Below are 12,386 nucleotides of genomic sequence, written 5' to 3'. Positions count from 1 at the left end.
ACTCAACCACCATATTCGATAATTGCGAGCCCGGCATTGTAGTCGGTCGCATAGATGATGCCGGCCGCATCGACAAAGACATCGGCCGACTGGATGACGCGGGGTCGCCCGGCGCGTCGGTCGGTCATTTCGATCGGCCCGGCCGGGACGAGCGCGCCGGTCTGGCGCGGGCGGTAAGGGTCGGTGATGTCGAAGGCGCGGATGCCGGCATTCTGCCAGGTGGCGAAGATCAGTGTCTCCGAAACGAACGAGCCCGGCCGGTTTTCGTGCAGGTTGTGCGGCCCGAAATGCCCGCCCTTGGCGACGTAGTCGGCCTCGGAAGGAATCGGGAAGGTCGAGATGCTGACCGGGTTCGAGGGTTCGCGGATATCGAAGATCCAGGTGTGCTTGCGGTCGTCTTCCTCGTGATCGAGCACGGCCTCGTCGGCGACGACAAGCAGATCGCGACCGGGCAGCGGCAAGGGCGAGTGCGTTCCGCCGCCGAAGGGGGGCGACCAGTTGCGGTGGGCAATGAGCTTCGGGTTGGCGTAGTCCTTGACGTCGAGCAGCGTCAGGCCGCCGTCGCGCCAGCAGGCATAGGCCGTGTCGCCGGAAACAAGCGCGTGATGCAGCGCATAGCGCTTGCCGTCCGGCGCAGTGGAGACTTCTCCTGCCGCCTTGTTCATCCCCGGCAGCCACCAGCGGCCGACGATTTCGGGCCTGGTCGGATCGATCATGTCGATGGTGACGAAGATGTAGTCGTTGAAGCCGTCGAACAGAGCCGAGGCATAGGCATAGCGGCCGCCGACATACCAGAGGCGATGGAAGCCGACGCCCTCGATATTCAGTTCGCCGATCTTGCGCGGGCGATCCGGAATAGAAATGTCGAAGACCGACATGCCGGCGCTCCAGGCACGCTTGCGGCCGCTGCCGGCGACGGTGTCGCCGACGGATTTGGTGTAGTAGGTCTTCTCGTCGGCGAAGGTCTCGACATCGGCAAACAGGTCAAGCGCATTGATGACCAGCAGTAGGTCGTCATGCGTCTGCAGGTGGATGTTCCAGGTATTGGCCGGTGCCGGCACATAGGTCACCGCACCCGGCCGCTTCGGATCGCGCACGTCGACGATCGAAAAGCCCTGCGACCACGGGTGGGCGACATAGGCGAAACCGCGATGCACCATCAACTGCAGGCCATCGCCGCGCCCGCCGATCGGCGAATGGCCGATCAGTTTCATGTTGTTTGCAAAATCGGGCGTGGGAAGGTCGATGCCGCTCATGGTCTTTCCAGTCTCAGTCCGTGAGAAAAACGCCGCGCGGATCGGCGCGGCGGCTCAATTTCTATAGCGATCAATTGGTGGCTGCGGGGATCCACTCGGCGGTCGCCGCATCGCTCTTGCGGAACGCCGGGAACTTTACCTGCAGGTCCTCGATCGTCTTGATCTCGCCCTTGGCGAGATCGTCACGCGTGACGAGCGTCGGCTGCAGCAGAACCGTCTGGCCGGGGAACTGACCGGCGATCGCAAGCGAAACGGCGCGCACCGAGACTTCGCCGACAACGGCGGCGTTGGTGGCGGCTGTCGCCTGCCAGGCGCTATCCGGCTCGTTCATCAGCTGGATGTCGGCCGTCGAGATATCGACGCCGTAGATCTTCACCTTGCCGGCAACGCCAAGTTCGTCGATTGCAAGCTTTACGCCCTTGGCGAACTCGTCCCAGGGGGTGAAGATCACCGAAATATCCGGGTTGGCGGTCAGCACGGCCTTGGTCTGGTCGGCGACGGAGGCCGGAACCGTGTCGTTGACGACGCCCCAGGTGGCCTTTTCCGTCAGGTTGTGCTTGGCGACGAAGTCCTTCCAGACGCCATAGCGACGGTCGAGCGGTGCGAAGCCGGCGACATAGACGGCGCCGCCGACGAAGCCGTCGCCCTTGTCCTTGACGGCCTGCTCCAGCACCAGCCGCGCCATGTCCTTGTCGCTCTGCTCGATCTGCGGGATCTGCGGATTGTCGAGATTGACGTCATAGGCGACGACCTTGATGCCGGCATCGAGCGCCTTCTGGGCTACGTCCTTCAAGACCTCCGGGCGACCATTGTTGATGATGATGCCATCGACACCGAGATTGATCGCCTGCTCGATAAGGCTGCGCTGGGTGTCGTTGTCGTTGCGCGCCTGCGAGACGGTGAGGTTGACGTGAAGCGCATCCGCCTGGCGCTTGACGCCGGCCTCGAATGCCTGCAGCCAGTCGCCGCCGCCAAGGAAGCTGACGACGGCGATGTCGACGTCGCCCTTGTCGAACGGGGCAGGTGCACCGTCAATGCCGGCGGAAAAGGCAGGGGCCGCCATCAGCGAAGCGGCAACAAGGCTGCCGAGAATGGTGCGCGTCAGGTGTTTCATGGTCAGTATCCTCGCTCTGTTTGAATGGATGGTCAGCGCGCCTGGCTGCGGCCAAGGCCGTAGGTGAGCGCCAGCGCTCCGACGAGCACGGCGCCCTTGACGAAGTCCTGGGTGTAATAGGGGGCGTTGAGCATCGTCAGGCCGTTGAGCAAAAGGCCGACGAAGACCGCGCCGACGATGGTGCCGAAGACGTTCGGTCGGCGCAGGCCGAGAACCGCAAAACCGATCAGAGCGGAGGCGACCGAATCCATCAGCAACGAGGCGCCGGACGAGACGTCGCCACGGCCGACACGGGCAGCGACGATGATGCCGCCGAGCGAGGCGAGCGTGCCGGAAAGCACATAGGCAAGCGTCTTCAGGCGCGGGACCGAGGCGCCGGCAAGCCGGGTCGCCAGTTCGTTGCCGCCGGTGGCAAACAGCAGGCGGCCAAGGCGGGTGCGCTCGGTCAGCACGAACAGGATGATGGCGACGAGCACCATGATGACGACGGGGGCGGGGACGATGCCAAAGAAGCTCGAGCGCCCGATCAGCAGGAAGGCCGGGTCGTAAGCGCCTGTAGCCGTCGAACCGTCGGGCAGGATGAGCCCGGCGGAGATCGACCGCCCGGCGGTCGGGATCAGCTGCAGGCCGGTCAGCAGAAACATCATCGCCAGTGTTGCCAGCAGATCGGGCACACGCAGGCGCACGATCAGGAAGGCGTTGACGAGGCCGACGAGTGCTCCAAACAGCAACACCAGCGGCACGGTCTCGTAGACGCCAAGGCCCCAGACGATCATCGCGTAGCTCGCCGCCATGACGCTCGAGGCGGCGACCGCGCCAATGGAGAGATCGAAGCCACCGACGGCAAGTGTGACCGTGACACCGGCGCCCAGAATGGCGACGACGGAAACGGCCTGCAGTATGCTCATCAGATTGGTGACGTTGATGTAGGCGGGCTGGGCGAGCGCGAAGCCGGCGACCATGACGATAAGCAGGATGAACACGGCGCTGGCGCGGATGGCGGCGCTCACGCGTTCTCCGATCGGGTCTTTGCTTTCGGTGTTGAGGGTGGTCATCCGGTCAGGCCTCGATTGCTCGCGCCGCCGGCTCGGCTTGCGGAGCCGGCGTCAAACTGTGGTGGTCGATGATGAGAATCCGGTCGGCGACTTCCAGCGCCTCTTCCGGATCCGAAGTGGCGATCAGGGTGGCACGCTCGGTGTTGGCGCGGATCGCGGTGATGATGTCATGGCGAGCGCCGACGTCGACACCCTGGAACGGTTCGTCGAGCAAAAGCACGCGGCTCGGCTCGGCGTTCCAGCGGCCAAGGATCACCTTCTGCTGGTTGCCGCCGGAAAGCGACGTTATCGGCGCCTCAGGCCCGCTGGCCTTGATGCCTAGGGTATCGATGGCGCGCTGCGCCTCGTGCTTTTCGCGCGCACCCAGAAGGAAACCGAGCGGATACCACCTCGCCAGATGAGGCAGGCTGATCGTCGGCGCCAGCGTACTGCCCGGCCAGTCCGACGGCATCAGCGACGAGCGGTGCCGGTCTTCGCCGGCCATGAAGATGCCGGCTTTGATCGCGTCGGCGGGTGTCGCCGGACGGTAGGCCCTGCCGTCGAGCCGCATCGTTCCCGCCGCAGGCGTGCGCGTGCCGAAGATCGCCTGCAGCAACCGGCTCTTGCCCGCACCCAGCACGCCGGTGACGGCCACAACTTCACCCGCGTGAAGCGCAAGGTCGAACGGGGTGCTGCCGGCAACGAGCTGAATACCGGCCATCTCCAGCACCGGCGCGCGATGGAAGGAGCGCGCATCCGGGCGGGCCGTGCGCAAGGGGCGCCCGATCATCGTCTCGACGGCGCGATCGAAGTCGATCGGCCGGCCGAATTCTCCAACGACGGTGCCGCCGCGCATGACGACGGCGCGGTCGGCAAGTGCATTGAGATCGGCGATGCGGTGCGAAATGAACAGGATCGCCAGACCCTCGTCACGAAGGCGCCGGAGGATCGCGTAAAGCCGCTCGGACTCTCGTCCCGAAATGCTCGCCGTCGGCTCGTCCAGGATCAGCAACGACGCCCGGCGCGACAGGGCGCGCGCAATGGCCACGAGTTGCCTGTCTGCCGCGGTCAGGTCTGCAAAGTCTCGGTCCAGCGGCAGCTCGAAGCCGGCATTCCGAAGCATCTCTGCCGCCTTGCGGCGGACACTAGAGCGGCTGAGGAAGAAAGGTGCCGAGCCATCCGCGTAAGCATGCAGCAGCAACGCATCGGCGACCGTCAGTCCCGGCGCGCCGACGCGCTCGGTCGACTGGTGGACGGTCACGACGCCGGCTTCCGTCGCCTCGGCGGGGGAGCGGGGATCATAGGGCCGCCCGGCCAGCGTCATCGTTCCCTGATCCGCTGCCAGCGTTCCGGCGAGCACATTGACCAGGGTTGATTTGCCGGCGCCGTTCGCTCCCATGAGCGCGACGATCTCGCCCGAGCGGATTACCAGGGAGGCTCCGGCAAGCGCCTTCGTCGGCCCGAAAGCGTGGGCAAGTCCGTCGATGCGGAGGAGGGGCATTGCTAAAACCAATTCGTCACTGCGCTGCAATAACTCAGAAAAGTATGCATTTTCAGTAGAGAAGAACAGCGCAACAAACGAAAGCTGGTCCCAAACATGCGCTAATATGTCGCAAAAATATCCCAGGTTTACGCAATAATCGGAATTTTCCTCCTGGCGCTGTTGAGAGCCGTTTCGCGCGGGGCCAACCGCAGCACAACTTCTGCTGCCAGACCGGCTGCTGTGAGCAAGGCGTTCCGCTCACGGCAGCGGGATTGTAATGTGTTTATTGTACATAAAAATTGTAGATTATACAATGCGGTCGACGGCTGATGGTCAGCTGCACAGGTTGAGATTCAACAGGAGGTCGACAATGCGGTGCAATTTGAAGCGCGCGGCGATAACGCTCATGACTTTGGGGTTAGCGGGCGGTGTGTCAGCCGCAGGGCTGGAGGGCGCGCCAGCGCCTTTCGACAAGGGCGGGGTAAAGGTGGCGCTCATCTCCTACATTTCTTCCGGCGATTTCTTCCAGGCCTATCAGGCCGGTGCCGAGGCGCAGGCCAAGGCGCTAGGCATTGATCTCAGGGTCTTTCCCGGCAAGCAGAATGCCGCGGAGCAACGCGAGCAGGTCCAGCAGGCGATCAATCTCGGCGTTCACGGCATCGTCGTCGACCACGGTCTGCCGGAGTCGCTCGGCGATGTCGTGCAGCAGGCTGTCGACGCTGGCGTGAAGGTGGTGGCCTTCGACGTCAATCTGAACAATCCGGCCGTGCCGCAGGTCGAGCAGAGCGACCATGAACTGGCGCGCCTGGCACTGGAGCAGGCGGTCAAGGACAATGGCACAAGCTTCAATGCCGGTTACGTCTATGTCGCCGGTTTCGCGCCGCTCGACCGCCGCAATAAGGTCTGGGACAAGTTTAGGGCGGACAACCCGGGCGTGGTCGAAAAGGCGCGCTTCGGCAATGTCAGCGACACCACGGCAACCAGTACGGCGGATCAGGCAAAAGCCGCCTTTACGGCCAACCCGGACATATCAGTCGTCTTTGCGCCCTATGACGAGTTCGCCCGCGGCGTGAAGCTTGCCGCCGCCGATCTGGGCATAACCGACAGGCTGAAGATCTATTCCGCCGATGTTTCGACCGCCGATATCCAGGAGATCGTCGAAGAGGGCAGCCCTTGGGTAGCGACCGTCGCGACCAATCCGGCCGTCGTCGGCGCCGTCTCGGTCCGTGCGGTTGCGCTCAAGATCGCCGGTCAGCACGTGCCGGAACGGATCCTGGTCAAGCCGGCGCTGTTGACACAAGAGGCTTTGCGCCAGGCGGGCGTGAAGACGATCGAGGAGCTGGCGGCAAAGGTTCCGGCTTTCAGCGCAAGCGATGCCGTGACTGCCGATTGGATCCCCGCCAAGCTTTTCTAGCGTTCCGCGATGACGTGGCGTCGGCACAAATGAGCAAATCATTGCTGCGCCGCCTCGAATTCGACAATAAAATGCACAAAATCTATGCAGAAACTTACGTAATTTCTTGAGAATGGCCCGGTTTGGGTGTATGGCATCCTAAGCGAAACAGTGCGGCCGTCACAACCCGTTGCCTCCGGTGATACCAACGTCGGTGCGGAACGGATTTGTGGCGGCCTTCCTTGTTCAGGAGAGCGAAGTGCAATGTTGACCAAGAAGGGTAAATATGGGCTGAAGGCCCTTGTCGACCTGGCTCAACTGGAGCCTGGCGAAACCGCCTTCATTACTGAAATCGCCACCCGCAACAATATTCCGAAAAAATTCCTCGACGCGATCCTGCTCGAGCTTCGCAATGCCGGGATCCTGCGGTCGAAAAAGGGCCCTGGCGGTGGCTATTCGCTTTCCAGACCGGCGTCCGATATTCGCATCGGCCAGGTCATCCGCACGCTTGACGGACCCTTGGCCCCGATCCGCTGCGCCAGCCGGACGGCGTTCGAAGCCTGTGACGACTGTTCCGACCCGGTCAACTGTCACGTGCGTAAATCGATGAGTGACGTGCGCGATGCCGTGGCCTCGATCCTCGACAATATGACGCTCGAACAGTTTGCAGCCAACGACAACGCCACCGAGATCGTGGCGCTGAGAGACGTGGAAGCCGGCTGACCTTCTGGAGGTCGACGGCCGTCTTCGCGTCAGGGGCGGGTAGGACTTTCCCGCTTGCGGCTCCGAGTTGAAATTCGTTTGCTGTTATTGTCTATAGAATAAATGCACTATTTCGCCTCAACCAATGGAGAGAGGCGAATGAGCAACGTGCATTTCCTCCGGGAGCCCGAACCGGCCAATACCGAACAGCAAGAAAAGCGCCAGCATCTGTATGCGCAGGCGACCGAACTGTCGGGTGAGCTTGCCCGACGCGGTGCCGAGCTCGATCGCCTCGGCTTGCCGCCACGCGACGAAATCGAAGCGCTGCGTCGGGCGGGACTGCTGTCGGCACTGCACGCGCCTGAAGTCGGTGGCTCGGGCTTAAGCTGGGTGGACGGGTTGCGTCTCGTGCGGATCATATCGCGCGGGGAAAGCTCGATCGGCCAATTGCTCGGCTACCACTATGTCAACAGCCAGTATGCCTACTGGGCGGCGGCGGATCCGAACCAGGCTTGGGTGCTCGGCGCCGAAACGGTCGAGCGGCAGCTCTATTGGGGTGCGGCAGTCAACCCGCGCGACCCCGGGCTGGTGCTGGAGCGGCGTGGCGGCCACTATGTGCTCAACGGTCGCAAGACCTTTTCGACTGGTGCCCACGTCTCCGACCGCATCAACGTCAACGCGACGCTCAATGGCAGGATCGCCAATTTCGTCGTGCCGACGGATCGGCCGGGTTATGTCGCCCATGACGATTGGGACAATATCGGCCAGCGCCTGTCCGACAGCGGCAGCGTCGAGTTTCGCGACTTTCCCGTCTACGAGCGTGATTTCATCCTGCCCCTTGCCGACCCGTCCGATCCGCCCCCGGTGCAGGCGACGTTCAACACGCCGCTGATCCAGCTTGTCTTCGTCAATTTCTATCTCGGCACGGCTGAAGGCGCGCTGGCTGCTGCGCTCGACTACATCAGGACCACCACGCGACCCTGGATCACGTCGGGCGTCACGCGAGCCAGCGAGGACCCCTACATTCTCGAACGTGTCGGCGAATTGCAGGCCGCCTTGAAGGCGTCTGTGGCTTTGGCCGACGTGGCGGCGGGCGTTGTCGAAGCGGCGCTGTCGAAGGGGCCGTCGGTCACGGAGCGCGAGCGCGGGGAAGCCGCGATCGAAGCCTATGCCGCCAAGGTCAATGCTACCCATGTGGCGCTCGATGTGACGGCCAAGGTTTTCGAACTGATGGGCGCGCGCGCCACGGCCGCGCATTATGGGTTCGATCGCTATTGGCGCAATGTCCGCACCCACACTCTGCATGACCCGGTCTTCTACAAGGCACGCGAGGTTGGCGATTTTGCGTTGAATGGCCGGATCCCGCCTGTGAGCCTTTACAGCTGATTGGGAGGGGCGGGGCCGGGTGGAAGAACCACCGAGCCTCAATGCACGATGGAGAACGCCCGGCTTTTTCCGGGCGGCCAGCCTGCTGACAGGGTCCGGTCGGCTGACCGTGGCCGGCCGGCGGTCGTATTGATCGGCGTCTGTTCTATTCTCTCCGTCATGCTCGGGCTTGACCCGAGCATCCATCCGCCTCGGGCCTTTGGGTCCAGATCGCCTTTCTCGCCACGGACGCACCGCGCGTGGATCCTCGGGTCAAGCCCGAGGATGACGGCACGAGAGGCTGGGCCGTCATGTCCGCTTGGTCATCCGCGGGCCCGACCGAGTCCTCGGGCTTGACCCGAGGATCCAGTCGCCGCCAACCTCCGGGTGGTTTTCCGTCGGGGGTTGTTCCTATGCGGACGCAACGATCGCTTGCGGCTTCTCGGCGAACTGCCGGTAACCTGCACCAGGGTGCGGAGCGGCCAAGCGTGGACCGCCGCCGAACAGCTTTTCGCGCAGCGTGCCTTCGCGATAGGCGGTCTTGTAGACGCCGCGCTTCTGCAGTTCCGGCACCAGCAGGTCGACCGCATCCTCGAATGTCTCGGGCGTGACGGCATAGGCCAGGTTGAAGCCGTCGACATCGGTGTCTTCGACCCACTCCTGCAGGAGATCGGCGACCGTTTGCGGGGAGCCGACGAAGACGGGACCGAAGCCGCCGATGCCGACCCAATTGGCCATTTCGCGCACGGTCCAGACCTTGTCCGGGTCGATGGTCGTAAAGGTTTCGACCGCCGACTGGACCGCATTGGTGTAGCGATGGCGGAGCGGCTCGTCCGGTGCGAACTGGCCGAAATCGATGCCGGTCCATCCGGAGATCAGCGCCAGCGCGCCCTCATAGGAGACATGTTTGCGATAGTCGTCGAACTTCTTCTTCGCGTCCGCGTCGGTTTCGCCGAGGATCACGGTTTGCAGATTGAAGGTGAGGAGGTCGCGCGGATCGCGCCCTGCGCGCTCGGCCGCTTCGCGGACATTAGCCACGTATCGCTTCAGGACCGTTTTCGAAGGGGCCGCGACGAAGACGCACTCCGCGTGGGCGCCGGCAAAATCCTTGCCTCGGCTCGAAGCTCCGGCCTGGTAGAGAACGGGCGTGCGCTGCGGTGACGGCTCGCTCAGGTGGATGCCCGGGACGGTGAAATGCCGTCCGTGGTGGTCGATCGGATGCACCTTGCCGGGATGGGTGAAGAGGCCGCTAGCCCGGTCGCGCACGACCGCTCCGTCTTCCCAGCTGCCTTCCCAGAGCTTGTAACAGACCTCGAGATATTCTTCCGCGATATCGTAGCGATCGTCGTGCCGTGTCTGCTGTGCCTGGCCGATATTGAGCGCACCGCTGTTGAGATAGGAGGTGACGATATTCCAGCCGACGCGGCCCTTGGTCAGGTGGTCGAGCGTCGAGATCCGTCGCGCAAAGGTGTAGGGGTGTTCGAACGACAGCGAGGCCGTGAGCCCGAAGCCGAGATGTTCCGTCGCATGCGCCATGGTCGGCACCAGCTGCAGCGGATCGTTGACCGGAACCTGCGCGGAATGCCGGAGTGCCGCTTCCACATTGCCGTTCAGCACGTCGTAGACGCCGAGCACATCGGCAATGAACAGGCCGTCGAACTTGCCGCGTTCGAGCGTCGTTGCCAGATGCACCCAGTAGTCGAGATCCTTGTAACGCCAGGACTGGTCGCGCGGATGCGTCCAAAGGCCTGGAGATTGATGGCCGACACAGTTCATGTCGAAGGCATTCAGCCGGATTTCGCGGCTCATATCCGTCTCCTCATGGAAATCTGCATGCACGCCCCCCGGAGATCGGTGCCGATCTCCGGGGGAAGGGCGGCATCAGGGTAAGGCGTCAGAGAGCGCCGTTCTTCGGCGGCGCGACACCATTCAGGTGATAGTTGCCGACGACGTGGTATTTCCAGCGCACCGGGTCATGCAGCGTGTGCGTGCGGGCATTGCGCCAGTGCCGGTCGAGATTGAGGCCTATGCGGGTGGATGATGTGCCGGCGAGTTCGAACAGGGTGTTGGTGGCTTCGAGCGCGATTTCGGTCGTCAGCACTTTGGCGGCGGCGACGGCGAGCGTCGCCTCGACCACGCTCTCCTCGGTGCCGTTGATCTGGGCGATGTCGACCTTCTTGCCAGCGCGCTCGACAATGGCGGTCGCGGCCTCAAGCCGGATTGCAAGCTGTCCGACGCGCGCGATGGTCAGCGGGTCGTCCGCTGCCCGGTCGACGCCGCTATCCATCCAGGGGCGCGCCCGGTTGCGCACGAAATCGAGCGTGTCAGTGAAGGCGGCGCGCGCGATGCCGAGATCGATGCCGGCATGAATGATCTGACCGACCGCGCCGATCGTCGTCGGGCGTTCGAAACCGCGGTGATGGCGCACGACCGCGTCGGCCGTCACGTACACGTTCTGCAGTACCGTCGTTCCACTGCCAGTGGTGCGCTGTCCGAACCCGTCCCAATCGTCGATGATCTGCAGGCCGTCGGCGCCGCGCGGCACGAAGGACATGGTGAGTTTTTCGTCCTGATCGAGCGCGAACACGACGATCCATTCGGCAAAGAGCACGCCGGTCGAATAGAACTTGCGGCCGTTGAGGCGGTATCCGAGACCGTCCGGCGTCAGGCGCGTCGCATAGTCGCCGACGGTTTTCGTGTCTTTCTCGGAAAGCGCGTTGCCGAAGCGGTCGCCGGCCAAAGCCCGTCCGAAGAAGAATTTCTTCTGTTCTTCCGTGCCGTCCGTGCGCAGCGCCTCGAGGATATAGAAATGGTTCTGTGGGATCTGGCCGATCGAGCTATCGGCTTCAGACAGGATGGCGGTGATTTCCGCCAGTACGGCGTTGGAAACGTCGATGCCGTCATAGTCGGAAGGCACGGTGATCGCCAGCAGCCCTGATTGGGCAAGGGTGTCGAGCTCGTCGAAGGGCAGGATCCGGTCGGTATCCCGTTCGTTCGATCGTTTGGCGAATTCGCCCGCGAGGTCCCGGGCGATCTCCAGCGCCTCTTCCTCACTTGCGATCCGGTGTGCCGAGAGCTTTGTCTTTTCGGAAAGCTGCGAGATCGTCCCCATGTGATTGCTCCATGTCGATAGTGGCGCATATCTGTGAATTATCTGGCGTCTTCAGGTAAGATCGTATATTCTATGGAATATATGGATATTAGTTTTTCGTTCCTCAGGCTTTAGCGAACATTCGCCATTTCGAGGCTGATACTGCCGAATGGGGCACGAAATAGCTGCCGATCGGGCATGATCGCCGTTGCACCCAGAACGGCCGTCTTGCGAAAACTTCAAAAAAAGTCGCCGGTCGCTTGGAACCATTGCCACGTTTTTGCATTTCGCCATGGCCTGCAGTCCACCGATTGTGTGGTCGTCAAGGTACCGGCCACACGGCACGATGACAAATACATGCTGACAGTATTGGCCATTCGCGTTTCCCGGCCTTAACCACTGAAGGAGACACAAATGACGAATTTGCTGCCCGCTCTTCATGAAGGGCATGCCTCCATCATCCTGCAGAATCTCTTTCGAGATGCCCTCGAGGCCTATGATGATTGGGGCGAGGGGATGCCTGAACCCGTGGTTTCGTTCGAAGGCAAGCTGCTGCCAGTCAGGGTCGTCTTCGACTGGATGAAACCTTGCACCGATATCATGCCCGCAAACATGATCGGCATCGTCACCGATCGGTTGAGCAAACCCTGGAGTGGCGACGGTCCGCTCGATGAGATGACGTTCTCGACGGCGGCGCGTGTGATGTCCGTTCTGACCAAGCGCCAGTTGCGTCGTTATGGCAGCGGCTCGATCGAGGTCTTTGCCGAGCGCTTCAACCAATCGCTGCGCGTCGACACCTGATCGACGACAAGGCGGCCTGAACAAGCCGGAGAGCGCACGCGTGCTCTTCGGCGAATGCCCCCAATATTTCCGGGCCATCCGCACCCTGGCGCGTCACCGCGGCGTCAGACGAGCGCCGCCGTCGAATCCGGCTTCCTTGATTCGTCG

General features: G+C 62.8%; 10 protein-coding genes. 4 read left to right on the top strand and 6 right to left on the bottom strand.

Annotation, left to right across the window (positions count from 1 at the left end; translation table 11 throughout):
* Nucleotides 1–2: 2 nt before the first annotated feature.
* From BC360_RS27970 to BC360_RS27955, 4 genes are all read right to left on the bottom strand, one after another.
* On the bottom strand, nucleotides 3–1,256 hold the full coding sequence (locus tag BC360_RS27970; protein WP_065797643.1) for an LVIVD repeat-containing protein: 1,254 nt from the start codon (nucleotides 1,254–1,256) through the stop codon (nucleotides 3–5).
* A gap of 70 nt (nucleotides 1,257–1,326) precedes the next feature.
* Nucleotides 1,327–2,370, bottom strand: coding sequence for a substrate-binding domain-containing protein (locus BC360_RS27965; RefSeq protein ID WP_065797642.1), 1,044 nt, complete (start codon nucleotides 2,368–2,370; stop codon nucleotides 1,327–1,329).
* Nucleotides 2,371–2,402: 32 nt separating this feature from the next.
* Nucleotides 2,403–3,425 (bottom strand): ABC transporter permease, encoded by a 1,023-nt coding sequence (locus BC360_RS27960; RefSeq protein ID WP_065797641.1) that lies wholly within the window; start codon nucleotides 3,423–3,425, stop codon nucleotides 2,403–2,405.
* A 4-nt stretch (nucleotides 3,426–3,429) separates the two neighbouring features.
* Nucleotides 3,430–4,905 carry a sugar ABC transporter ATP-binding protein gene (locus BC360_RS27955; RefSeq protein ID WP_065797640.1) on the bottom strand — a complete coding sequence of 492 codons (1,476 nt, stop codon included), beginning with the start codon at nucleotides 4,903–4,905 and terminating at the stop codon, nucleotides 3,430–3,432.
* A gap of 388 nt (nucleotides 4,906–5,293) precedes the next feature.
* Between BC360_RS27955 and BC360_RS27950 the strand changes: the two genes are divergently transcribed.
* From BC360_RS27950 to BC360_RS27940, 3 genes are all read left to right on the top strand, one after another.
* Entirely contained in the window at nucleotides 5,294–6,301 is a 1,008-nt protein-coding gene (locus BC360_RS27950; RefSeq protein ID WP_065797727.1) for a substrate-binding domain-containing protein, read from the top strand.
* Between the two features lie 243 nt (nucleotides 6,302–6,544).
* Nucleotides 6,545–7,003: an RrF2 family transcriptional regulator gene (locus tag BC360_RS27945; RefSeq protein ID WP_065785711.1), complete on the top strand. Its 459-nt coding sequence runs from the start codon at nucleotides 6,545–6,547 to the stop codon at nucleotides 7,001–7,003.
* 138 nt (nucleotides 7,004–7,141) lie between these two features.
* Complete coding sequence (locus BC360_RS27940; RefSeq protein ID WP_065797639.1) at nucleotides 7,142–8,368, top strand: acyl-CoA dehydrogenase family protein; 1,227 nt, start codon at nucleotides 7,142–7,144, stop codon at nucleotides 8,366–8,368.
* Between the two features lie 390 nt (nucleotides 8,369–8,758).
* Here BC360_RS27940 and BC360_RS27935 read toward each other — a convergent pair whose 3' ends face one another.
* Both BC360_RS27935 and BC360_RS27930 read right to left on the bottom strand, forming a co-directional pair.
* Nucleotides 8,759–10,156, bottom strand: coding sequence for an LLM class flavin-dependent oxidoreductase (locus BC360_RS27935; RefSeq protein WP_065797638.1), 1,398 nt, complete (start codon nucleotides 10,154–10,156; stop codon nucleotides 8,759–8,761).
* Between the two features lie 85 nt (nucleotides 10,157–10,241).
* Entirely contained in the window at nucleotides 10,242–11,459 is a 1,218-nt protein-coding gene (locus BC360_RS27930; protein WP_065797637.1) for an SfnB family sulfur acquisition oxidoreductase, read from the bottom strand.
* 393 nt (nucleotides 11,460–11,852) lie between these two features.
* On the opposite strand from BC360_RS27930, the gene BC360_RS27925 reads away from it, so the two are divergent.
* Entirely contained in the window at nucleotides 11,853–12,239 is a 387-nt protein-coding gene (locus BC360_RS27925) for a hypothetical protein (protein ID WP_065785707.1), read from the top strand.
* Nucleotides 12,240–12,386 lie beyond the last annotated feature (147 nt).

This window comes from Ensifer sp. LC163 (genome assembly GCF_001695855.1).
GTDB lineage: Bacteria > Pseudomonadota > Alphaproteobacteria > Rhizobiales > Rhizobiaceae > Ensifer.
The sequence above is the reverse complement of the archived record's forward strand: the minus strand, read 5'-3'. Positions and strand labels throughout refer to the sequence as shown.